Source organism: Vibrio sp. 1402, from assembly GCF_033340275.1.
The window spans coordinates 19,938-42,564 of record NZ_JAWOWE010000020.1 but is presented as its reverse complement, the minus strand read 5'-3'; the positions used below and the strand labels follow the sequence as shown (position 1 = coordinate 42,564).

The 22,627-nt window shown below is 46.3% G+C and carries 21 protein-coding genes; 9 read left to right on the top strand and 12 right to left on the bottom strand.

The window, feature by feature from the left end; translation table 11 throughout:
* Nucleotides 1-2: 2 nt before the first annotated feature.
* Together R7044_RS22430 and R7044_RS22425 are read left to right on the top strand one after the other, a co-directional pair.
* Nucleotides 3-989 carry a WD40 repeat domain-containing protein gene (locus tag R7044_RS22430; RefSeq protein ID WP_005381457.1) on the top strand — a complete coding sequence of 329 codons (987 nt, stop codon included), beginning with the start codon at nt 3-5 and terminating at the stop codon, nt 987-989.
* A complete protein-coding gene (locus R7044_RS22425; RefSeq protein WP_005381455.1) occupies nt 986-1,213 on the top strand; it encodes a SlyX family protein in 228 nt (75 codons plus the stop codon). Before R7044_RS22430 ends, R7044_RS22425 begins: the two co-directional genes overlap by 4 nt.
* An 83-nt stretch (nt 1,214-1,296) precedes the next feature.
* On the opposite strand, the gene R7044_RS22420 is transcribed toward R7044_RS22425, so the two are convergent.
* From R7044_RS22420 to kefG, 5 genes are all read right to left on the bottom strand, one after another.
* Nucleotides 1,297-2,238, bottom strand: a complete 942-nt coding sequence (locus R7044_RS22420) for an isoaspartyl peptidase/L-asparaginase family protein (RefSeq protein ID WP_031812779.1) — start codon at nt 2,236-2,238, stop codon at nt 1,297-1,299.
* 131 nt (nt 2,239-2,369) lie between these two features.
* Nucleotides 2,370-2,921: a peptidylprolyl isomerase gene (gene slyD / locus R7044_RS22415; RefSeq protein ID WP_005381451.1), complete on the bottom strand. Its 552-nt coding sequence runs from the start codon at nt 2,919-2,921 to the stop codon at nt 2,370-2,372.
* Nucleotides 2,922-3,013: 92 nt separating this feature from the next.
* On the bottom strand, nt 3,014-3,214 hold the full coding sequence (locus R7044_RS22410; protein WP_005381449.1) for a YheV family putative zinc ribbon protein: 201 nt from the start codon (nt 3,212-3,214) through the stop codon (nt 3,014-3,016).
* Between the two features lie 33 nt (nt 3,215-3,247).
* Nucleotides 3,248-5,044: a glutathione-regulated potassium-efflux system protein KefB gene (kefB, locus tag R7044_RS22405; protein ID WP_017633740.1), complete on the bottom strand. Its 1,797-nt coding sequence runs from the start codon at nt 5,042-5,044 to the stop codon at nt 3,248-3,250.
* Nucleotides 5,028-5,621, bottom strand: a complete 594-nt coding sequence (gene kefG, locus R7044_RS22400; RefSeq protein ID WP_064354367.1) for a glutathione-regulated potassium-efflux system ancillary protein KefG — start codon at nt 5,619-5,621, stop codon at nt 5,028-5,030. Before kefG ends, kefB begins: the two co-directional genes overlap by 17 nt.
* A 209-nt stretch (nt 5,622-5,830) precedes the next feature.
* Here kefG and R7044_RS22395 point away from each other — a divergent pair, with 209 nt between their 5' ends.
* The 6 genes from R7044_RS22395 (at nt 5,831) to crp (ending at nt 11,444) form a co-directional block, all read left to right on the top strand.
* Complete coding sequence (locus tag R7044_RS22395) at nt 5,831-7,750, top strand: ABC transporter ATP-binding protein (protein ID WP_064354368.1); 1,920 nt, start codon at nt 5,831-5,833, stop codon at nt 7,748-7,750.
* Nucleotides 7,747-8,235 (top strand): TIGR02444 family protein, encoded by a 489-nt coding sequence (locus R7044_RS22390; protein WP_033907158.1) that lies wholly within the window; start codon nt 7,747-7,749, stop codon nt 8,233-8,235. The genes R7044_RS22395 and R7044_RS22390 overlap by 4 nt, the downstream gene beginning before the upstream one ends.
* A gap of 87 nt (nt 8,236-8,322) precedes the next feature.
* Nucleotides 8,323-9,330, top strand: coding sequence for a hydrolase (locus R7044_RS22385; RefSeq protein ID WP_033907159.1), 1,008 nt, complete (start codon nt 8,323-8,325; stop codon nt 9,328-9,330).
* A 33-nt stretch (nt 9,331-9,363) separates the two neighbouring features.
* On the top strand, nt 9,364-9,576 hold the full coding sequence (locus R7044_RS22380; RefSeq protein WP_005382815.1) for a YheU family protein: 213 nt from the start codon (nt 9,364-9,366) through the stop codon (nt 9,574-9,576).
* 125 nt (nt 9,577-9,701) lie between these two features.
* On the top strand, nt 9,702-10,571 hold the full coding sequence (locus tag R7044_RS22375) for a phosphoribulokinase (protein ID WP_005381434.1): 870 nt from the start codon (nt 9,702-9,704) through the stop codon (nt 10,569-10,571).
* A 240-nt stretch (nt 10,572-10,811) separates the two neighbouring features.
* On the top strand, nt 10,812-11,444 hold the full coding sequence (crp, locus tag R7044_RS22370) for a cAMP-activated global transcriptional regulator CRP (protein ID WP_005381432.1): 633 nt from the start codon (nt 10,812-10,814) through the stop codon (nt 11,442-11,444).
* 136 nt (nt 11,445-11,580) lie between these two features.
* Here crp and R7044_RS22365 read toward each other — a convergent pair whose 3' ends face one another.
* The 6 genes from R7044_RS22365 to R7044_RS22340 form a co-directional block, all read right to left on the bottom strand.
* Nucleotides 11,581-12,372, bottom strand: a complete 792-nt coding sequence (locus tag R7044_RS22365; protein ID WP_064354370.1) for a DUF1338 domain-containing protein — start codon at nt 12,370-12,372, stop codon at nt 11,581-11,583.
* Nucleotides 12,373-12,620: 248 nt separating this feature from the next.
* Nucleotides 12,621-14,078, bottom strand: a complete 1,458-nt coding sequence (gene astD / locus R7044_RS22360; RefSeq protein ID WP_053307383.1) for a succinylglutamate-semialdehyde dehydrogenase — start codon at nt 14,076-14,078, stop codon at nt 12,621-12,623.
* A gap of 28 nt (nt 14,079-14,106) precedes the next feature.
* Entirely contained in the window at nt 14,107-15,126 is a 1,020-nt protein-coding gene (astA, locus tag R7044_RS22355; protein ID WP_005381422.1) for an arginine N-succinyltransferase, read from the bottom strand.
* A 109-nt stretch (nt 15,127-15,235) separates the two neighbouring features.
* Nucleotides 15,236-16,447 (bottom strand): aspartate aminotransferase family protein, encoded by a 1,212-nt coding sequence (locus R7044_RS22350; protein ID WP_005381420.1) that lies wholly within the window; start codon nt 16,445-16,447, stop codon nt 15,236-15,238.
* Nucleotides 16,448-16,808: 361 nt separating this feature from the next.
* A complete protein-coding gene (locus tag R7044_RS22345) occupies nt 16,809-17,396 on the bottom strand; it encodes an aminodeoxychorismate/anthranilate synthase component II (RefSeq protein ID WP_053307384.1) in 588 nt (195 codons plus the stop codon).
* A 189-nt stretch (nt 17,397-17,585) separates the two neighbouring features.
* Nucleotides 17,586-20,540 carry an ExeM/NucH family extracellular endonuclease gene (locus R7044_RS22340; RefSeq protein ID WP_225455812.1) on the bottom strand — a complete coding sequence of 985 codons (2,955 nt, stop codon included), beginning with the start codon at nt 20,538-20,540 and terminating at the stop codon, nt 17,586-17,588.
* Between the two features lie 543 nt (nt 20,541-21,083).
* Between R7044_RS22340 and R7044_RS22335 the strand changes: the two genes are divergently transcribed.
* Entirely contained in the window at nt 21,084-21,458 is a 375-nt protein-coding gene (locus R7044_RS22335; protein WP_005381401.1) for a hypothetical protein, read from the top strand.
* A gap of 56 nt (nt 21,459-21,514) precedes the next feature.
* Here R7044_RS22335 and trpS read toward each other — a convergent pair whose 3' ends face one another.
* Entirely contained in the window at nt 21,515-22,531 is a 1,017-nt protein-coding gene (trpS, locus tag R7044_RS22330) for a tryptophan--tRNA ligase (protein WP_005381398.1), read from the bottom strand.
* Nucleotides 22,532-22,627: the final 96 nt, after the last annotated feature.

The following is a 22,627-nucleotide window of genomic DNA, read 5'->3' as shown; positions in this document are numbered from 1 at the left end:
TGATGCAAAGAATTTTTCATTTATTCCTATATTTAATTGTCATCACCACGTTAAATGGTTGCTTTTTCGCCGAGCGTGAAGTGCAGCGTTGGCCGATAGAACCTCAAGGTGCGACGAGCTTCGCACTTAGCAGAGATGGACGGTTTGCTCTGCTCTATTCTCAACAACGTCATTTGATGTTGTGGGACCTAGAGCAAAATGAACAACTAGCCAACCTGGGTGAACTCGATGCCGATGCCAATGTGGTTTCCCATATCCGCATATCTGACAATGGTCGCTACGCAATTACAGCAAGCCAAATGAACTTCGCAGTTTGGGACCTAGGCTGGACGCAATCCGAAGGCCTTTGGTCTATCTCTGATGCGCTCATTCGCGACGTTGATATCACCAGTAATGGTGAACAAGTTCTGCTTGGGTTATCCAACGGTAAAGCAATTTATGTCAACTTAGTCACCGGGCGTCGCATGGAGTTCCTTGCACATCGTGAAAAAGTCAATTCCGTGGCCATTTCTCCTAATGGGCGCTTCGCCCTAACCGGAGGTAATGACTATAAAGCGTATCTGTGGGACACCGAAACCGGACAAGTACTACGAACCTTCGAACATGAACAACGAATTGTTCGCGTGGCCCTGCAAAGAGATGGAAAATTAGCAATGACATCTGATGGCGGAAACCAAGCGATTGTTTGGGATTTAAAAACTGGACAAGAAGTCACACAGTTGAGCAGTTGGTCACGCCAATTAATTTTCTCTACCGCACGATTTTCTGACGACGGGACTCAACTAGTCACAGGAAGCCCTTCTGGCCGTGTGTCGATATGGGATACTCAAACCGGAAAACGAATGAGTGGATTTGAAGTGGAGCCCAAAAAAGACACTCGCCCTCCCCGTGCGGTCGTGTATGATGCAGCCTTTGATTCAAAACAACGCGTAATTACTGCTACTTCAGCAGGTATTGCCCAAGCTTGGCAGTTAGAGAACGGATCATGACAGAAAAAATCATTCAGCAATTGGAAGCACGCATTAATGACTTAGAATGTCAGCTTGCGTTCCAAGAACAGACTATTGAAGATCTGAACGGAGCTTTATCGCAGCAACAACTGCAAATTACCAAGATGCTCGATCAGATGAAATATGTGGTAGGTAAAGTAAAAAATATGGACTCGTCGAATTTAGCCGATCCGTCAGAAGAAACCCCACCACCGCATTATTAAAATGCAGGCTCAAATAGCATAAAGCCCAGAACATGTTCTGGGCTTTGTTGTATTAATTACTTAAGAAGGTACTCAAGAGGAAGCTATTCGTCGGCGTAGATTTTAACGCTCAGCTCGCCTTGCGTATTAATGCCTGCTCGGTACATGCCAGAACTGTTCATCGCAAAGTGCATCTCACCTTTAGCATCAATGGCAATCAAACCGCCCTCTCCGCCCATCTGTTTGAGATCACCTTGGATAATGTGTTCACAAGCCGTATGAATATCTTCTTGTAAGTAACGCATACGTGCTGCAACGTCTTCCGCAACACGTTTACGAATAAAGAACTCGCCGACACCCGTAGTGGAAACTGCCACGACGCCATTTTCGGCCACCGTACCACAACCAATAAGAGCCGAATCTCCGACTCGGTTGTATTTCTTATTCGTCACGCCACCCGTACTGGTGGCAGCGGCTAAGTTGCCTTGTTGATCTAACGCTACCGCACCAACCGTACCGTGCTTACGGTCATCTGGGTAACGAGATTCCGACAAAGCAAACAGTCCTTTCTCACGCATAGACAGCAACTGCTCATAACGGCGATCAGTAAAGAAGTAATCTTGCTCGGTATACTCATGGCCTTGCTCAAAAGCAAACTTCTCTGCGCCCTCACCCACCAACAACACATGATTGCTGTTTCGCATCACGTCACGAGCGAGCTCAATTGGGTTTCTGATATGACGAACCCCAGCGACCGCGCCTGCTGCAAGGTTTCGCCCATCCATCACAGAAGCGTCCATTTCAACCATTTCGTTGTTGGTCAGCACTGAGCCTTTACCCGCATTAAAGTTAGGAGAGTCTTCCAATACTTTCACTGCCGCTACGACGGCATCTAAGGCTTCACCGCCCGTGTCTAGAATTTGATGTCCCGCTTTTACCGCAGCTTCTAAATCCGCCAAGATGGATTGTTGCAGCTCATCGCTCATCTGTTCACGCAAGATGGTGCCCGCACCACCATGAATGGCAATCGAGAAAGGTTTCGTCATCACTTTGTCCAACTGTTATTCCTTGTATGGTTGGCACTACACCTTAGATAAACAAAAAGCGCAAGTTGAAAACTCAACTTGCGCTTTTCAAAGTTTTGCTAGATAAGATTATCTAGTGAAGGAGCTTATGATTAGTGAGAACCACAGCTACCGCCGCCACAGCAGCCGCCTTCTTCTTCGTGATCGTGGTCATGATCGTGACCACCACAACAGCCACCACCTTGGTGGATGTGACCGTGTTCGATCTCTTCTGCTGTTGCTTCACGTGTAGACATAACTTCTACTTCGAAAGTTAGTGTTTGACCAGCTAACATGTGGTTACCGTCAACAACCACTTCGTTGCCGTCAACTTCTGTTACTTCAACAGGGATTGGACCTTGGTCAGTGTCAGCTAGGAAGCGCATGCCAACTTCGATTTGCTCAACGCCTTGGAATACGTCCGCAGGAACGCGCTGTACTAGCGCATCGTTGTGCTCACCGTAAGCTTCTTCAGGAGCTACCGTTACTGAGAACTTGTCGCCAGCCACTTTACCTTCAAGTTCTTTTTCAAGACCTGTGATTAGGTTGTTGTGACCGTGAAGGTAATCTAGAGGTGCTTCTGCTGTTGATTGATCAACAACGACACCGTCTTCCATCATTACTTTGTATGCAAGGCTTGCAACAACGTTCTTTTCAATTTTCATACTAACTCCAGGGAGATTAATTGACTTAACCTGAATGGGGTTAAGTACTGAGATATCTGGGTGTATTATGGGGATCAATTATCGAAGTTCAATTACTCCGGCTTAAAAATTCCGATCATTTCCTGATCTGAGTGTTTATTTTTCTCTACAGATTGTGGTTTGCGCTGCTCTGTAAACTCACACTCGACACACTCAACTAACTCGATGTTATTTTCAATCCACCAGCGCAGGGTATCTTGCTGGCTGCAATTTGGGCAGCTAGCGCCGGCAATAAAACGTTTCTTGATTTTCACGCTATTTCCTTAGCTTGAGTCTTGGCTCAAGTACTACTTCCAATGATTAGGTGACTGATGGTCGCTCTCCATTTCACGACCAAATATTTCTTCTAGCTCTTTGCGTGCCTCTTTCGCCCTTTGAGCTAATTTCTTATCTTCATTGTGTTGAGGCAATAAGTCCTTAAGCATAGCATTATCCAACTTGCGAAAATGTGCTTCTGCCCGCTTTGCTTGATAAGGATGCATACCCAGTTCTACGAGCGCTTGGCGACCGAGATCTAGCGCCCCTAAAAATGTTTCACGAGAGTAATTCTCTACACCATGACTCATTAACTGGTAAGCCTCGACACGGCTTCTTGCTCGGGCTAACAACTTAAGTTTCGGGAAGTGCACGCGACAAATGTCCACGATGGCCATCACCTCATCAGGTGAATCAGTACAAATAATCAATGCTTCCGCTTTATCAGCGCCAGCAGCCCTCAATAGGTCAATTTGTGTAGCATCGCCATAAAACACTTTGTAACCATACTTACGTAATAGGTGGATTTGGCTGGCATCACTTTCTAATACTGTCACTTTGATTTTATTGGCATACATTAAACGTCCGACGATCTGACCGAAACGTCCAAAGCCTGCAATGATAACGCGTGGTCGGCGATCCACGACTTTCGTGGTCATGCCCTCTTCTTCTTGATTCAGGGTATGAGCAAACCACTTCTTTTGTCCCATCAGCAAAAGAGGAGTCGTCACCATGGATAGACTGACCACCACCAACAGAAACGCCACTTGCTCTTTGGACAAAATGCCCTCTTGGCTCGCCGCGGTAAATATGACAAAGGCAAACTCACCGCCTTGGCTCAAAATTGCAGCCATACGGCTTCTCGCTTTGGCTCCGACACGGGCAGCTCTCGCCAATGCATACAAAACCAAACCCTTAACCACGACCAAAGCCACCACCGCACCGAGAATCTCTAAAGGATGTAATGCCAATAACCCCAAGTTTACCGCCATGCCCACCGCAATAAAGAATAACCCCAACAACAGACCTTTAAATGGCTCGATAGCGATTTCCAACTCATGGCGATACTCACTCTCTGCCAGCAAAACGCCTGCTAAAAAAGTCCCCAATGCCATCGAAAGGCCGAGCTTTTGCATCACGACCGAAATGCCAAGCACGACTAAAAGTGCAGCAACGGTAAAGAGCTCACGAACGCCGCTCATCACGACAAAACGAAATAGCGGACGTAGTAAAAAGTGACCTCCAATCAACAGTGCTACCACACTGCCTAAAATAGTGAAGACATCCAACCAACTTCCACCACTATGCCCGCCTGCTAGCAAGGGCAACATCGCCAGCATCGGGATCACTGCAATATCTTGAAAGAGCAGCACCGCAAAACCAGATTGCCCCGTTTCGGTACCATTAAGCCCTTGCTCTTCAATGACTTTAAGCGCAATCGCCGTCGAGGACAGCGCCAACCCCATCCCGATCACTAAACTCACTTGCATGCTTACGCCAAACATACTGACGACACTACCAATCACGGCGGTCGTGACCACAACCTGCGCACCGCCTAAACCTAAAATCGGCCCTCGCATCTGCCACAATTTTTTAGGGTTTAATTCCAGCCCTATCAAAAACAGTAACAACACAACCCCAAGCTCGGCAAAATGCAAAATGGCATCAACGTCGCTAATTAAGCCAAGCCCCCATGGGCCAATCAACACACCAGCGAGTAAATAACCTAAAACCGAGCCAAGCCCAAGGCGCTGAGCAATCGGCACCGCAATAACCGCAGCCGAAAGAAAGACCACACTGCTTTGAAGAAACTCACTGGTGATCGCCATACTGACCTCCTCGATCTGCCGCTTGCCCGTTTTCAAGTGGGTTACTCAGCCATCCACGGTATAACTCGGCATGTTCGTAGCGTTCAATATCCGAAACATTTCTTGACCAATACAACACCAGAGGTTCAATCCAGTGCATTTGGCATAGGGCTGCCGTCAGTTCAAACGGTTGCAAGATTTGCTCAAGTGGGTATTTGTTGTACCCCTTCGCGCTGAAGGCTTCTTCTTTACCACCTGTTGTAATGACACTGCGCCAGTATTTTCCTTCTAGCGCCGCACCTCCGCCAAACGCAAAGCCTTTACCTAACACTCGGTCTAGCCACTCTTTTAATAGGGCTGGACATGAATACATATAAAGTGGATGGTGAAATACGATCACATCGTGAGCGAGCAACAACTCATGTTCGTAATTCACATCAATAAAGAAATCAGGGTAAACACCGTAAAGATCGTGCACAGTGACGTGATCAAGCGACTGAGCTTTTTTTATCATCACTTGATTGGCAATCGAGTTATGTGGCTCTGGATGAGCATAAATGACCAGAACTTTTGGGAGAATAGACGGTGCAACAGCCAAATGGTCGTCCTTGTGGTTATTTTTATCCGTTATCAAATTGTTATACTTTTTTGTACAGCATAATGCAATTAAAGCGAATCAATCGACTTTTCCGGCCAATACCCCTACTATTCACCGCTAGATATATACCCAAGTGGCTTTAAAAACGATTGAAACCACTTCGCTATGTAACCAAGCAACGCGCACTGCGCAAAGTGAATGAAAACTTTATGATTACCTTCTCTGATATTCAGTTACTGCGTGGCGGTAAACCTCTTTTAGACCAAGCTTCTGCGACTATTCACCCTGGCGATAAAGTCGGTCTTGTGGGCAAAAACGGCTGCGGTAAATCAACGCTGTTTGCCCTACTGAAAGATGAACTGTCAATTGATGCTGGCTCATTTAGCCAACCTCAACACTGGGAGTTGGCCTGGGTCGCACAGGAAACGCCTGCGCTAGAGCGCACTGCACTGGAATACGTCATTGATGGTGATCGCGAGTACCGAGCACTCGAAAAGCAGTTGGCTAAAGCAGAAACACAAGACAACGGAACCCTAGTTGCCGAGATACACGGTAAAATTGAAACCATTGGTGGTTACAGCATTCGCGCTCGCGCGGCAGAACTGCTCGATGGTTTAGGGTTCAGCCAAGAGCAAATGAGTTGGAGTTTGACCCAATTCTCGGGTGGTTGGCGTATGCGTCTTAACTTGGCTCAAGCGCTATTGTGTCGTTCTGATCTACTGCTACTCGACGAACCAACCAACCACTTGGATTTGGATGCGGTAATGTGGTTAGAGCGTTGGCTACAAAACTACCCTGGCACGCTGATTCTGATCTCGCACGACCGAGACTTCCTTGATCCAATTGTTGGTCGCATCATTCACATCGAGAATCAGCAGCTGAACGAATACACGGGTAACTACTCGTCATTCGAAAACCAACGTGCGCAAAAAATGGTGTTACAACAAGCGATGTTTGAAAAGCAACAGAAGCAGATGTCGCACATGCAAAGCTACATCGACCGCTTCCGTTACAAAGCATCAAAAGCACGCCAAGCCCAAAGCCGTATCAAAGCTTTGGAGCGCATGGAAAAAGTACTGCCAGCTCAATTCGATAACCCATTTAGCTTTCAATTCCGTGAGCCAGCTGCGCTGCCAAACCCAATCATGATGATGGATGAAGTATCTGCAGGTTACGGTGACAACCTCATCTTAGAGAAGATCCGCTTGAACTTGGTTCCTGGCAGTCGTATTGGTCTACTCGGCCGTAATGGTGCGGGTAAATCGACATTAATCAAGCTGCTCTCTGGTGAACTTAACGCGCAAGGTGGTGACCTAACTTACTCACAAGGCGTGAAAATTGGTTACTTCGCTCAGCACCAGTTAGAAACGCTTCACCCTGAAGAAACACCGCTGCAACACATGATGCAAATCGCACCCGATCAAACCGAACAGCAGCTACGTGATTACCTAGGTAGCTTTGGCTTCCAAGGTGACAAAGCACTAGAAAAAGTTGCGCCGTTTTCTGGTGGCGAAAAAGCCCGTTTGGTATTGGCTTTAATTGTGTGGCAAAAGCCAAACCTGTTGCTACTTGATGAACCAACCAACCACTTGGATTTGGACATGCGTCAGGCATTGACGATGGCACTGCAAACGTTCGAAGGTGCAATGGTGATTGTTTCGCACGACCGCTATTTACTGCGCGCTACGACCGATGACTTGTATTTAGTGCATGATCGACAAGTTGCTCCGTTCGACGGTGATTTAAATGACTATTATAAATGGTTAACCGAACAACAAAGAGCGGAACGCAAAGAAGCGCAGGCTGCGCAGCCAAGCAAAGATACGGCCAACAGCGCAGCTGCGAAGAAAGAGCAAAAACGTCGCGATGCAGAGTTTCGAAAACAGACAGCGCCAATTCGCAAAACGCTGACACAACTAGAAAATAAAATGGATAAGTTAGGTGCTGCACTGGCCGAAGCTGAAGAACAATTGGCGGACAACTCACTGTATGCGGCCGAAAATAAAGCTAAACTTAACCAAGTGTTGGCACTTCAAGCTTCTAGTAAGGCTGAGCTCGAAGAAATTGAAATGGAATGGATGTCTGCTCAAGAAACGTTGGAGCAGATGGAGCTAGAGTTTAATCAATGAGTAATCAACACGCTGAATACACACTCACCCTAGAACACCTTTGGCAGTTTAGTCTGCAATTTTATGGTGTGCGAGAAGTGAAAGAGGCGTGTTTATCATTACAGAACAACTACCACGGTAACGTGAACCTACTCCTGCTGCTCAGATGGCTCGATGAGCAGCAACTCATTTTCCAAGAAAAAGACTGGCCCTTGGTGCAAGACTGTCTAGGTAGGAGCGAAACTTTACTTCACTCCTTTCGCGACCTTCGTCGCCACCTTAAGTCTCAAGTCAATGACGCTTTGTATCGTGAGACCTTGCAGTTTGAGCTGCAACTAGAAAAGCAGCAACAAGCGGATTTGGTGGACTGCATTAACTCACTTGCACTACTCAAAAATGATGGTGACCCACTGACGTTGAGATACTGTCGTCAACTCGGTGGGGAGCATTTGCAGCAAGCCTTTGCTATTCCGGTGCCAAACATTCAACCACCAAAACGCCCATAAATCTGTAGAATACCTATAATCTTTATAAAGGATTATATTAATAAGTTCTTCAACGGACACCGAAGGACCGCATAAGAGCAGTTAGGTATGACACAATTTTTCGCAGCCGCCGGGATCAAAAACCCGCATCTCCAAACGCTTTTGCCGCGTTTTATTCGCAAAAAAGCGTTATTTACGCCGATTTGGCAAACCCTCGATACATCCGATGGCGACTTTCTCGATCTCGCGTGGAGCGAGGACCCAACCCAAGAGCCTGCACAAAAAAAGCCGATTTTTGTTTTATTTCATGGATTAGAGGGGTGCTTCTATAGCCCTTATGCCAATGGGTTAATGAATGCATTTGCTCAATCTGGATGGCTGTCGGTGATGATGCATTTTCGTGGCTGCAGCGGTAAACCAAACAAAAAAGCACGAGCTTACCACTCGGGTGAAGTGACGGATGCTCGTTACTTCCTAGAGCACCTTGAACAACGTTTTCCTGATAATCCCAAAGTTGCAGTTGGTATTTCTCTTGGCGGTAACATGTTGGCGAATTATTTAGCCCAATATAAAGATCACCCTATTTTGAATGCAGCGACTATTATCTCAGCGCCTTTAGACCTAGCGGCGTGTGCAAACCGTATAGAACAAGGCTTTTCAAAAGTGTATCGCCGTTATCTGCTTTCTTCACTGAAACGTAACGCGTTACAAAAGCATCATCTACTACATGGCGAGCTTGCGCTGTCCTACAACTCAATAAAACGTGTCACACGATTGTATGAATTCGATGATTTGATTACCGCACCATTGCATGGCTTCAAAGACGCACAAGATTATTACGACCAATGCTCTGGCTTAAGTAAACTACAGCAAATCACGCTACCCACACTGATCATCCATGCCAAAGACGATCCGTTCATGACCGACGATGTGATCCCGAAGTTTGTTCTGCCAGATAACATTGATTACCGTCTCTTTGAACACGGTGGCCATGTTGGCTTCCTAACAGGAACGGCGTTAAAACCTAAGTTTTGGTTGGAGGAAGCGCTGCCCGCGTATTACGAAAGTATCGCCGCAGATTACCTTTCTGCTGTATCCAAGCAACGAACGCAGTAAACTAGCCGCTCATCATAAAAGTTAGAGGTATTTATGATCATTCCATGGCAAGACATTGCGCCGGAAACATTGGAAAACTTAATTCGTGAATTCGTCTTACGCGAAGGAACGGATTACGGAACCGTCGAGGTTTCTTTGCAAGACAAAATTGATCAAGTTAAAGCTCAATTGGAAAAAGGTGAAGCGGTTATCGTGTTCTCTGAGCTACACGAAACCGTCGATATTCAACATAAAACAAAATTTTAGACCCTTCACATTTTACCGTATCCCACTCGATGACAAGGTATTGTTACGTGCTATAGTGGGATATCGACCGTGCAGTAGTAACTCTACTGCACATTACAGGTAAGTAATTTTCGACAAGGTTTGTCATGTCAGCTAAACACCCAATTATTGCGGTTACTGGTTCGTCCGGTGCCGGCACGACCACTACATCTGAAGCCTTCCGTAAAATGTTCAATATGATGAACGTTAAACCCGCATGGGTTGAAGGCGATAGCTTCCATCGCTTTACTCGCCCAGAAATGGACATCGAAATTCGCAAAGCCCGCGAGCAAGGTCGACACATTAGCTACTTTGGCCCACAAGCTAATGACTTCCCGGGATTAGAAGAGTTTTTCCGTAAGTTCGGGCATGACGGCACTGGCAGCGTGCGCCGTTATCTGCACACGTTTGACGAAGCGGTTCCCTACAATCAAATGCCAGGCACGTTTACACCGTGGCAAGACTTACCCGAAAACAGCGACGTGCTGTTTTATGAAGGGTTACATGGTGGCGTGGTCGATGGCGATGTTAATGTTGCTCAACATGTGGATTTCTTAATCGGCATGGTGCCGATTGTGAACTTAGAGTGGATACAAAAATTCGTACGTGACACTCGCGATCGCGGCCATTCGCGTGAAGCGGTAATGGACTCAATCGTGCGATCCATGGACGATTACCTCAACTATATCACTCCGCAGTTTTCTCGTACTCACATCAACTTCCAGCGCGTACCGACCGTTGATACTTCCAACCCACTTAATGCAAAAGGCATCCCTAGTTTGGATGAGAGTTTTGTGGTGATTCGCCTACGCGGTATCAAGAATGTCGACTTCCCATATCTGCTGGCCATGATTGATGGCTCATTCATGTCACGCCACAACACGATTGTCGTACCCGGCGGTAAGATGAGCTTTGCAATGGAGCTCATAGTTCGGCCTATCCTACAACAGCTCATCGAAACAGGGAAAATTGGCTAAAAACCTGCCTGCGAAGATGTTTACTTTTCATACCGTGATCATGTGCACAGTTTTGCTTACAAAATCTCAATCATGGCACGATTAAAATCAAGAAATCGTTTTCGAAAAAGGATACTATTTCTTACCGAAACACAAGAGAGCTTGCAGCATATAAAAAGTGCTCTTATTCTAGTAGGCCTAATTCAGGCTTAGCTAAAATATGGATAGCGCAAGCGTACCCTGCAGAGGAAGTGAGATATTATGGTTCTAGGTAAACCTCAAACCGACCCAACATTAGAGTGGTTTCTTTCACACTGTCATATTCATAAGTACCCTTCAAAGAGCACGCTAATTCACGCGGGCGAAAAGGCAGAAACTTTGTACTACATCGTTAAAGGTTCTGTTGCGGTTCTTATCAAAGACGAAGAAGGTAAGGAGATGATCCTTTCTTACCTAAACCAAGGAGACTTTATTGGTGAACTTGGTCTATTCGAGGAAGACCAAGAGCGCACAGCTTGGGTTCGTGCTAAATCTCCTTGTGAAGTTGCTGAAATTTCTTTCAAGAAGTTCCGTCAGCTTATCCAAGTAAACCCAGACATCCTAATGCGTCTTTCTGCGCAGATGGCTCGTCGTCTTCAAGTAACTAGCCAAAAAGTGGGTGACCTGGCGTTCCTAGACGTAACTGGTCGTATCGCTCAGACGCTTCTGAACCTTGCAAAACAACCAGACGCAATGACTCACCCAGACGGCATGCAAATCAAGATCACTCGTCAAGAAATCGGTCAAATTGTTGGCTGTTCTCGTGAGACAGTAGGTCGTATCTTGAAGATGCTAGAAGAGCAGAACCTAATCTCTGCTCACGGTAAAACCATCGTGGTTTACGGTACTCGTTAATCTCGAACTAGAGTGACACGAACAAAATTATAAAAGCCACCAATGGCAACATTGGTGGCTTTTTATTTACTCATGACCAAATGAGATAGGGTGCAGCGAACACTAATGAGTAAGCTTAACAGGTTAACCCTAAAACTTAGCCATTCGTACTTTCAAAGATTTTGTCAGCTGAAGCGGCCACGAAACCTGGGTACAAATCACCATTTTCCATCGGATAGCGCTTAGCAAATTCATAAAACCCGCCAGGGATAATTTCAGTGCCTTCGCTAAAACGAACCGCTACTTTATCTGCCATGGTCGATGACTGCTCTAGCAACACCTCAGGAGTGCCCTTCACTTCACCACCATTTTCATTAATGGTAAACCCAGCGGTACGCAGATGATCGTTTACCTGCTTCACTTCTTCATATTCATTGAGCTGGTTAACGCTCACCGTGAAGTGGTTTGCTCCGTAACCATGCGCCGCAAGCCAAGATGCGTACTCACTTTCTTTAGCCAACGTTTGGTAATCAGCAAAGCTTAAATCCCACAAGCGCCCACCATGTAAGAATGCGCTATCTTTCAGCTTGTCAGCATCGATTTGTGCCACCAAATTTTTCACAATCTCTTGTAGCTCAGGCGAGCACTCTTCAACTTTTAGCTCACTAATAAATACTTTAGGTTGCTTCGGATCTGGGTGCTCATAGTGCTTAGCAACCAGCTTTTTGCTTTCGAAAATGTAATCACCACACGCCTTGTAACCAATAGCTACAAATGGCTTAGCTAGAGTTTCAATACCAAGAGGCGCGATATTGAAGGTACGTAAAGCTATATGATCATTAATCAGAGGCTCATCTTCTTGAAGCAGCTGATGCACTTTAGCAGCCGAAGGGCAAAGACGTTGAATGTAATCTTGCCATAGCGATTCAAATAACACATCGGGCGTCATAACGACTCCTTGTTACGAGATGTAGAGTTTAAAGGTAAGCGGAAGTTGGCTGCTCGTTCACAACAAAAGTTGTCCAGAATAATGAACGAGCAACCATCAACCTGTGACGGTAAATGCCAGTCAGTCAACACGCTTTTCCGAGTCTTTGCTCACTTTTCGTGTTCTGCCAACGATCACTACAACCCATACCTAAATGATGCGCCGGCAAGGTGAGCCGCAATGCATAGTTGCGACTCTATTATTAAAACTTATAGCGCTACACCTGGACTCAATGTTGCAGGCAAGACAGTCTCTTGACCTTCCATTGATGCCATTGGGTACGCACAGTAATCTGCTGCGTAGTAAGCGCTTGGGCGCAAGTTACCCGACGCCCCCGGACCACCAAATGGCGCATCACCGCTTGCACCAGTGAGCTGGCGGTTACGGTTCACGATACCTGCACGAATGTGGTCAACGAAGTATTCCCATTCTTGGTCGTCGGTTGAGACCAAACCAGCAGATAAGCCAAAGCGCGTATCGTTTGCTAGCGCCACGGCTTTGTCTAACCCTTCGTAACGCACCACTTGCAGAAGTGGGCCGAAGTATTCTTCATCTGGTAACTCAGCAATGTTCGTTACATCAATGATGCCAGGAGAAACAAATGCCGCCTCTCCTGCTTTCGCTTCAATTAAGCTTTCACCGCCAAGAGACTGTAGGTTAGCTTGTGCATCAAGAATAAACTTGGCTGCCGCGACCGAAATTTGCGGTCCCATAAATGGCGCAGGTTCTGCAAATGGTTGGTCTACGCGAATATTGCGTGTCGCTTCAACGAGCTTGGTGATAAGCGCATCGCCTTTTTCACCCAATGGCACATACAAACGACGAGCACACGTACAACGCTGCCCAGCACTGATAAACGCTGACTGGATGATGGTATAAACCGTGGCATCCAAATCACCATATTTATCAGAGATCACCATCGGGTTATTACCACCCATTTCTAGTGCGAGCATCTTGCCCGGTTGACCCGCAAATTGACGGTGTAATACATGCCCCGTATTCGCGCTACCCGTAAACAGTACGCCATCAATGCCTTTTGCGTCAGCGAGGGCAATACCAGTTTCTTTCGCGCCTTGAACAAGGTTAATCACGCCTTTCGGCAGACCGGCTTCTTCCCATAGCTTCATCGCCAATTCACCCGTCCATGGCGTTTGCTCAGACGGTTTGAAGACTACCGTGTTACCAGCCAGTAGCGCAGGCACAATGTGACCATTTGGTAGGTGGCCTGGGAAGTTGTAAGGACCAAACACCGCCATCACGCCCAATGGGCGGTGGCGCAATACGATTTGGTTGCCTGCTGCTTCACGGCTCGCCTCACCAGTGCGGTCATGATAAGCGCGAATCGAAATGGCAATTTTACCTGCCATGGCTGCTGCTTCAGTGCGCGTTTCCCAAATCGGCTTACCGGTTTCTTTGGCAATCACTTCGGCGATTTTTTCGCTGTTCTCTTTTACTTTCTCCGCAAAAGCCAACACGATTGCCTCACGCTCTGAAAATGGACGCTTTTTCCAGTTAATAAACGCTTCACGCGCTGCAGATACCGCCTGGTTCACCTGCTCTGCCGTTGCACCTTTGCCTTGCCAGATCACTTCTTGGTTGTACGGCGACAGAGACGTAAATGCTTCACCCTGACCTTGTACCCATTCACCTGCAATCCAATGTGTCATTGTTTCTATCCTTAAATTCTGTCGTCTGTTACTGCGGAAGAAGGCGAACGAAATCCCCTTCTTCAACCGAAAGTGCATCCGCAACGTCTGGTGCAATCATCACGCTTTGTGTTTCTGCGTCATACGCCGCTTTAGTGACTGTCGCACGGAAGTTCTCGAAAGATGAATTACACATCAAGAAGTCTTGTGTGCTGGAATGTTCAGAGATTTTGACTTGCGCACGGAATGAATGACGTACCGACTCAATATTACGCAGATCACACTCAACCGTTGGGCCACCATCGAAGATGTCGACGTAGCCTCGGTTGGTAAAACCTTCACGCTCAAGCAGCTTCAGCGCTGGACGCGTGTTGTCATGTACTTGACCAATCACGGCTTGCGCTTCTGGGCTGAGCAGGTTGATGTAAATAGGCAGTTTCGGCATCAAGTCGGCGATAAAGCCTTTCTTGCCGATACCTGTCAGGTAATCTGCAAGCGTGAAATCGATAGAGAAGAAATGCTCTTGAAGCCATTGCCAGAATGGTGAATTACCCTCGTCGTCTGAAACGCCACGCATCTCCGCAAAGATCGTTTCAGAGAAGCGCTCTGGGTGCTCTGCCATCATTAGGAAACGACACTTCGACATTAGACGACCATTCAGACCTTGGCGGAATTTCTCACGCAAGAACAAGGTACAAATTTCGCTGTTACCCGTGTAGTTATTACCAAAAGTAAGCAGTTTAACGACGTTGTTAACGCCAAGCTTTGGCGACGAGTGCACGACTTTACTAATGTGATATGAGTAAAATGGGACATCCCAGCCGATAGATGCTTCGATTCCGGTGGTACCCGCAACCTCACCCGTTTCAGAGTCAAAGCCAACCATCAGGTAGCCTTCATCGCCTGGTTCTGCCACATCTGGCTTACCAAAGCTGTACTCTGAATGTTTGATTCGATTAGTTAACAGTTCTTCGTTAACCGGTAGAGATGTAAATCCGTGACCAGACTCCACCGCACAAGTGTGCAGTGCGTCGTAATCCGACATCGCGATAGGGCGAACTACTAGCATCAATACTCCCTCCAGATGCAAGAAGATCCTAACTATATTGTAGGAACAATTCCCCCATCAGAGATCCTTGACGGGGGTGTCTGCGTTGACGTTTAAACTGATATCGCGCTTAAACTAAAGTCGCGATCGCTTTATCCAGTTTCGCCAAGCCTTCTTCAATTTCTTGTTGTGTGATAACGAGTGATGGTGTGAAACGTACGACATTGGCACCCGCAACCAATACCATGAGACCTTGTTTACCTGCAGCAACCAGCACGTCACGCGCACGGCCTTGCCATTCTTCATTTAGTGCAGCGCCAAGTAATAGGCCTTGACCGCGCACTTCTGAGAAGATGTTGTACTTCGCGTTGATCTTCTCTAGACCTTCACGGAACATTGCTTCGCGTTCTAGCACACCAGCCAACACCTCTGGCTTGGTAACTTCATTTACAACCGCTTCTGCAACCGCACACGCTAGTGGGTTACCGCCATATGTAGAACCGTGAGTGCCCACTTTCATGTGCTCTGCCAATTTTGCTGTCGTTAGCATTGCACCGATCGGGAAACCGCCACCAAGTGATTTCGCAGTACTTAGAATATCTGGCGTGATACCTAAACCTTGGTAAGCGTAGAAGTTACCTGTACGGCCATTACCAGTTTGCACTTCATCGAAGATCAGTAAGGCGTTGTGTTTGTCACACAGCTCGCGAACCGCTTGAGCGAACTCAGGCGTTGGTGGCACGATGCCGCCTTCACCTTGTAGTGGCTCCATCATGACCGCACAAGTACGATCAGACATGTGTGCTTGTAAAGCTTCGATATCGTTGTAAGGAAGGTGTGTCACGTCGCCTGGCTTAGGACCGAAGCCGTCAGAGTATGCCGCTTGGCCACCAACCGTTACGGTAAAGAATGTACGACCGTGGAAACCTTGTTTGAATGCAATGATTTCAGATTTCTCAGTGCCATGAACGTCTGCTGCATAACGACGTGCCAGCTTCAAAGCGGCTTCGTTTGCTTCTGCGCCAGAGTTAGCAAAGAACACTCGCTCAGCAAAACTCACTTCTGTTAGCTTTTTCGCCAGACGAAGGGCTGGTTCGTTCGTCATAACGTTACTTAAGTGCCAAAGCTTGTTAGCTTGCTCTGTTAGTGCGTTTACCATTACTGGATGACAATGGCCAAGACAGCTCACTGCAATACCACCAGCAAAGTCGATGTATTCATTACCTTCCTGATCCCAAACACGTGAACCTTCACCTTTAACAGGGATCATTTCCATCGGGTTATAGCAAGGTACCATTACCTCATCGAATAAACCGCGCTCTACTTTAATTTCCGTTGTCATTGCACATTCCTTCTTGATACCGCATGCGTAGCAGATAAGCGAATTTAACCGGCTCTCTTTGCCAGCAAATAATGTTTTGCATTTAAGCTATTGCGGCATTGTATTTACATTTAATTAACCATTTCAATAGTGATTTATTCTTTTCGTTCTCGAAAGTAACTTCCATTAATCACTGCTTATGACTATTTATGCATCAAGAAAGTAAAATAGAGAAGTGATTTTTTATAAATGTTATGTAATACAGGGGATAGAAGGTTTAAAAAGACATGAATAGACAAAGAGACTCGAGAGAACCGCATAGTTTTGCAATCCGCTCACCTCAGCAAAAAGATGAATGATTTGTTAAGAAAAGTGATCGCGATCAGATCGCTTTGCGTGCTAAAAAGTTCGCAAGCAACTCGTGACCTTGCTCAGTTTTGATTGATTCTGGGTGGAACTGCACCGCATCAATTGGCAAGGTTTTATGTTGGTAACCCATTATTTCATCCATGCTTCCGTCAGGCAGTTCTGTCCATGCAGTCAGTTCAAACACGTCGGGTAAAGTACCGTTTTTCACCACAAGAGAGTGATAACGAGTTACCGTGAGTGGGTTATTCAGATTTTTAAACACACTACGACCGTTATGACGAATCGGTGAGGTCTTACCGTGCATCACTTGTTGTGCACGTACCACTTCGCCCCCAAACACTTGCGCTATCGCTTGATGGCCAAGGCAAACACCCAATATTGGAAGCTTACCAGCGAAGTGTTCTATCGCTTTCAGTGAAATACCTGCTTCGTTCGGCGTACATGGCCCTGGCGAGATCACCAAATGAGTTGGGTTGATCGCCTCAATGCCTTGGATATCGATTTCATCGTTACGCACCACCTTTACGTCTGCACCAAGCTCGCAGAAGTATTGGTAAAGGTTGTAGGTAAAAGAGTCGTAGTTATCGATGATCAACAACATAAAGGGTCGGTTGCTCCAATCCGTTTTGGCAATGCTTACGTAGTGAATCGCCACGTTCGTGACAATCAAGGGCGGTATTTTGCTATACCAAGCAAGAAAGGCAAGTTTTTGCTGAATAAAAAGGCCAGCATAGGCTGGCCTTTGGTCTTTACAGCTATTTAGGAACTGTTTGTCAGAAAGTAAATTCGCTTAGCGGCGACGACGGAATAAGCCGAGACCTAGCAGCGCAAATAGCGCGCCAAAACCAAACGAACCACCATCTGAATCCTTCGACCCTTCTGTTCCAGTTTCAGTTTGCGTCATTGAAACATCACGAACAGAGCTAAACTTCACGATATTACCTGTCGAGTCAGTCACTTTCTCTTCTAACTGATAATTACCTTGCTCTGGCGTTTGTTCAAACTCAATATTCACGCTACGCGCATCAATATCAGCTTGAACTAAAGTTTGGCTAGCCGAGTAAGCTTTCGTATCGCTGCTTGCCGCAGCCGCTTGTGTGGATGGCGTTAAGTTCACCGTAACAATATCGCCCACAACCGCCGTTGGTGGTAAACGGACATCGACGGCTAAGTTGTCACCTGCTTTAGGTAAATCGATGTCATCATCTGGTAAATCAATCGCGATGATCACTGGATCGTGGTCAGAGGCAGAGAACGCATCTTTGTACTTCGGCATATCACCTGTGTACTTGCTGCTGTATTCGAACAAGTTACTCTCTAGTGAGTTGATGTGCCAATCTTCAATTGCTACCACTTTTTGCGCTAGGCTGCTGCTTGCCAATGCGTGGTCCAAATTACCCAGCTCGCCCGAATAGGTGTAAGAAAACGTATCAGTGCCGTGCAGCAACGTGTTTAAATTGTGCAGACCGTAACCTTTTTCAATTTTGGTCTTCTCTACTTGAAGTTCACCATCACCAATGGTTGTGTAAGCAGCAGTATAAATGTCACGGCCGTATTTCTCTTTCGAGTAATCAGTCAGTGTCAGAAGTGGGTCTTCCATGCCATAAGCATTGAGGTCGCCCATGAGCAATACATCGCCTTTCACCTCTTTCAACGCTTCACCCACTGCGTGCGCAGCAGAAACGCGGAAGTTGTTACAGTTGCCTTGCAGATCCGCTGGCTCAGAATCTTCTACACCAGCAATCCACTCTTCAATACACTCAGAGCCTTTCGACTTAAAGTGGTTTACGACAATAGACAAATCTTCACCCGTCTCTTTCACCGTAAAGGTCTGAAGTAGACTGTGGCGTTGGTACTTATCGTAAGCAGGGTTACTTTCTGTGCCCTCTTTACGAGTAATTGTGTTTTCTGCAATGTGCTGCTCTGGCGTGATGATCACTTTTGCAGCGTCTTTTGGCGTTACAGCGTTAGCACGATATAAAATCGCCACCATGATCGCATCACTGCCAAAGTATTCGTCTTGGTATTTGTCTTGCTCTTCGATTTCGACATACGTGTAATGATCTTCAGCGTCATCAATCTCAGCATTTAGGGCATCAACTAAGTTTTGGATAGCACTGCCATCACCAAAGCCGTTGTTTTCCACTTCCATCAAACCAATAACGTCTGCGTCCATCTTGTTCATCGCCGCAACGATTTTCGCTTGTTGGATCAGGAACTCATCTAGGTTAGTCGCACCACGGTTTTGTCCGGTTGGGTTTTCATGGCCACTGTCAGCCACGGAGTTGAAGTAGTTCAGTACGTTGAAGCTTGCAATACGCAAATCTGAGTCCGCAATCGCTGGGGCATCTTTACGAGCCACATCGAAGCCTTCACCTGAAGTCACAAAGTTGGTGTTATCGACTTCATTGGTCGCAATCAGGCGGTATTCGTTGTAGCTGTAAGCCACCACGCCTTGCAGACCTTCTACTCGCGAACCAAGGCGAATGTGCTGCTCTGAGGAGCCATCTTGATCTGCATCTTTAGCAAAATCTGGGTAGTATGGGATTTGGCCGTTTGGTGCTTTGCCATCTGATTCTAGGTATACGCGGTTCGCTGCGTTGTCTTTTGCTAGCTCAACGGCTGCATCGCTCTCTGCCGCGTGTAATTGAGTCGGCTTTAACAATGGCGCTTCATGAGAGAGCATCATATTGTTACGACGTGAATCGTAGTCGTAAGAGAAGTTTCGAGTTACAAACAAGTCACTTGCCGAGGTCAACTCAACTTGCATGCCTTCATGACGCTCTAGTGCATCACGTAGTGTCTCACCTTCTTTGATAACAAGATCGGTAACTCGAGGGGTTTCAGAGGTGCCTGTTTTCACATAGCTGTTAGCATCAGAAGCAAGCTGAGTATTGCTGTAATACTCTTGAACTTTACCTTTCACACAAACAACATCACCAGCTTTCAGCGCCGTGTCCGCCGCGTCGGTATGAATGAACAAGCCTTCTGAGGTCTTGTCGTTGTTGTCGCTTTCTAATGCTTGTAGGTAGAAACCTTTGGTTAGGCCAGTGGTAACAGCAGTCACGACACCAGTTACGAAATGATCTTCGTCAGTAATGTATGGGTAACCATCAATGAATGGAGACGTATCGCCTTCACCTTGAATATCTTGGATGGTAGTGAAGTTAGGTTGCTGACCGTCGACTTCACAAGCGAATGGTGCTGGTGGCTCAGTCGCATTTAGCTCACCAAGGCCGTCAATGTTGTCTTTCTCAAATGCCGTCCACTGAGATGCATCATAAGTAGCAGAAGGGGTTAGTGCATCACTGTTACGAACTAATGTGGTGTCTTTACCAAAATCTACGTCACCCATCACACCGATGATGTCGTGCACTTCACCATCTTTAAGCAGTGCGATCGGGTCGTCACCGTTAAAGTTCGCAACGCTTTTATCTGTGATACCTGCTACCGCTTTGATGGCGTCGCTCGCGTCACCATGCGCCAGTACATACACTTGGTTAGCTTGTAGCGTCACTTGGCTAAGGTCGAATGTGCTGCCCCAAGTACCACCACCGTTTGATGATTTCGCCAACTCGTAGCCAGTGAGTGTCACCGCAGTATCACCCGTATTAGCGATCTCTACCGCTTTATTATAAGCGCCGCCTTCTACGTATTGGGAAATAATAATCTCTGCGTTCGCGTTTGCACTAAGTGCACTGGCGATGGTTAATGCGAGTATTGAGGGTTTGATTAACGTGTCCATTGTCGTACCTGATATTTATGTAAATGCAAACTTAGCTCTGATTAGAGCCTGCCATTTGCGTCTACTATCAGGTTTATTTATGAAATAAATAAGAATGAGTAATTAAAGCCGTGAAATGAATCACATGTGAATATAAGAAAATATGCCAGAGCATCCCATTCAAACATTTTTTGTAATAAATACAGAGCGCTATTGATAAACAAGTCAGAATTTAGATTGATTACTCAGTTTACTTTTTCACTTCATGTTAAGGAGTAGAAAATACATCACTTGTTGAGTTGCTTATTAACCCAACCGTTCCGTTACAAATAAAAAATATAATTAGTCACTAATTTAGAATGCTTTAATTTTCACTTGCATCACTGTTCAAGCCCAAGAATCTATTACTCGCTTCGTTCTCTCTTATACAGGCCCCTCATACTTCAAAGTTTTCATGATTTATTCAATAACTTTTCATTACTCACTAGCCAAAAACATACACAAAAGATATAACACCTGCGCGAGACAATAAGATCTCATTAGCTGTAAACCCAGGAACGACAAATGAAAAAAATTCAACGCAGTGTGCTAGCTCTCTCCCTACTTGGCTTGATAGCGGGGTGTCAGTTGACCGCCAGTGAGCCACTTCAACCTACGGCGAATCAAGACATCATCGAATCAGCCAAAAATGAACTGGATGGTATTGAAGAGCTAGAAGTCAGTGACGAGGGTGTTATTACCTTTACTCAGCGTCTAAGAACGCCAGGAACCTACTGGATTCCAGCGAGAATTAAAGAACTCAGCTACGATATATCATGCGTACAGCTTAGTTACTTCATTGATAGAGGCATGGTTGTGAAGTCTGCCTTTCTAGGAGCTCGAGGACGTGTTGAATATTACGACATGGAACGCTGTATGAAAGACACACCATTTCAGTAATACAGGCATAAAAAAAGCTCCACCAAAGTGGAGCTTTTCGTATTCGTTCTTAGCAACTATGGGCGAGCTACAAAACCTACTGCTTCGTATGCTTTCTTAAGCGTTTCAGCCGCTCGTGCCGAGGCTTTCTCAGCGCCTTGCTGCATTACCTCGTCCATGTAAGCACGATCAGCGCGAATACGGTGATATTCTGCTTGAATTGGCTCAAGCATTGCTACAACTGCCTCACCAACATCTTTCTTAAATGGGCCATACATTTCTACGCCTTGGTACTTCGCTTCAATCTCTTCGAAGCTCATGCCTGTCGCCGCAGAGTACAGACCCATTAGGTTAGCAATGCCCGCCTTGTTCTCGATATCATGACGGATACTTGGTGGCGTTTCGGTATCGGTTTGCGCTTTGTTGATCTTCTTAAGGATCGACTTAGGCTCTTCCAGCAGCGTGATAACGTTCTTACGGTTGTCATCAGATTTAGACATCTTCTTCGTTGCGTCTTGAAGGCTCATTACACGCGCATTTACTGTCGGAATGTAAGGCTCTGGAACTTGGAAGATTGGCTGCTCTGGCGAGTAAATATTGTTGAAACGCGTTGCGATATCGCGCGCTAATTCTAGATGTTGCTTCTGGTCACTGCCTACAGGTACTTGGTGTGCACCGTAAAGCAAAATGTCAGCCGCCATCAACACCGGGTAGTCAAATAGACCGACGTTTACGTCATTCGCGTAACGTGCCGATTTGTCTTTAAACTGAGTCATACGGCTCAGCTCACCCATTTGAGTGTAGCAGTTAAGAAGCCAACCTAATTGAGCATGCTCTGGTACATGTGACTGAACAAATAGCGTGCTCTTCTTCGGGTCAACACCAACTGCCAGACAAATTGCCAGTGCGTCTAGAGTTGCTTCATGCAGCGCTTTAGGGTCCTGACGAACCGTAATCGCGTGAAGGTCTACCACACAATATTGGCAATCATAATCGTCTTGCATCTGCTGCCATTGACGTAGAGCACCCAAGTAGTTACCGATACTTAGTTCACCTGAAGGTTGAACACCACTCAATACAATGGGTTTGCTCATTAGAATGATTCCTTTGACTTCTTAATCTAATTAAATGAAAAAAACCGTGCAGTAATAGGTGCACGGTTTACTCAGTGTACTCATTAACGAGTATTT

Bases quoted from the DNA above. Each gene is read 5' to 3' on its own strand.
- R7044_RS22430 (WP_005381457.1), top strand. From the start codon at position 3: ATGCAAAGAATTTTTCATTTATTCCTATATTTAATTGTCATCACCACG.
- R7044_RS22425 (WP_005381455.1), top strand. From the start codon at position 986: ATGACAGAAAAAATCATTCAGCAATTGGAAGCACGCATTAATGACTTA.
- R7044_RS22420 (WP_031812779.1), bottom strand. From the start codon at position 2,238: ATGACGAAACCTTTCTCGATTGCCATTCATGGTGGTGCGGGCACCATC.
- slyD (WP_005381451.1), bottom strand. From the start codon at position 2,921: ATGAAAATTGAAAAGAACGTTGTTGCAAGCCTTGCATACAAAGTAATG.
- kefB (WP_017633740.1), bottom strand. From the start codon at position 5,044: ATGGCGATCACCAGTGAGTTTCTTCAAAGCAGTGTGGTCTTTCTTTCG.
- R7044_RS22395 (WP_064354368.1), top strand. From the start codon at position 5,831: ATGATTACCTTCTCTGATATTCAGTTACTGCGTGGCGGTAAACCTCTT.
- R7044_RS22390 (WP_033907158.1), top strand. From the start codon at position 7,747: ATGAGTAATCAACACGCTGAATACACACTCACCCTAGAACACCTTTGG.
- R7044_RS22385 (WP_033907159.1), top strand. From the start codon at position 8,323: ATGACACAATTTTTCGCAGCCGCCGGGATCAAAAACCCGCATCTCCAA.
- R7044_RS22380 (WP_005382815.1), top strand. From the start codon at position 9,364: ATGATCATTCCATGGCAAGACATTGCGCCGGAAACATTGGAAAACTTA.
- R7044_RS22375 (WP_005381434.1), top strand. From the start codon at position 9,702: ATGTCAGCTAAACACCCAATTATTGCGGTTACTGGTTCGTCCGGTGCC.
- crp (WP_005381432.1), top strand. From the start codon at position 10,812: ATGGTTCTAGGTAAACCTCAAACCGACCCAACATTAGAGTGGTTTCTT.
- R7044_RS22365 (WP_064354370.1), bottom strand. From the start codon at position 12,372: ATGACGCCCGATGTGTTATTTGAATCGCTATGGCAAGATTACATTCAA.
- astD (WP_053307383.1), bottom strand. From the start codon at position 14,078: ATGACACATTGGATTGCAGGTGAATGGGTACAAGGTCAGGGTGAAGCA.
- astA (WP_005381422.1), bottom strand. From the start codon at position 15,126: ATGCTAGTAGTTCGCCCTATCGCGATGTCGGATTACGACGCACTGCAC.
- R7044_RS22350 (WP_005381420.1), bottom strand. From the start codon at position 16,447: ATGACAACGGAAATTAAAGTAGAGCGCGGTTTATTCGATGAGGTAATG.
- R7044_RS22345 (WP_053307384.1), bottom strand. From the start codon at position 17,396: ATGTTGTTGATCATCGATAACTACGACTCTTTTACCTACAACCTTTAC.
- R7044_RS22340 (WP_225455812.1), bottom strand. From the start codon at position 20,540: ATGGACACGTTAATCAAACCCTCAATACTCGCATTAACCATCGCCAGT.
- R7044_RS22335 (WP_005381401.1), top strand. From the start codon at position 21,084: ATGAAAAAAATTCAACGCAGTGTGCTAGCTCTCTCCCTACTTGGCTTG.
- trpS (WP_005381398.1), bottom strand. From the start codon at position 22,531: ATGAGCAAACCCATTGTATTGAGTGGTGTTCAACCTTCAGGTGAACTA.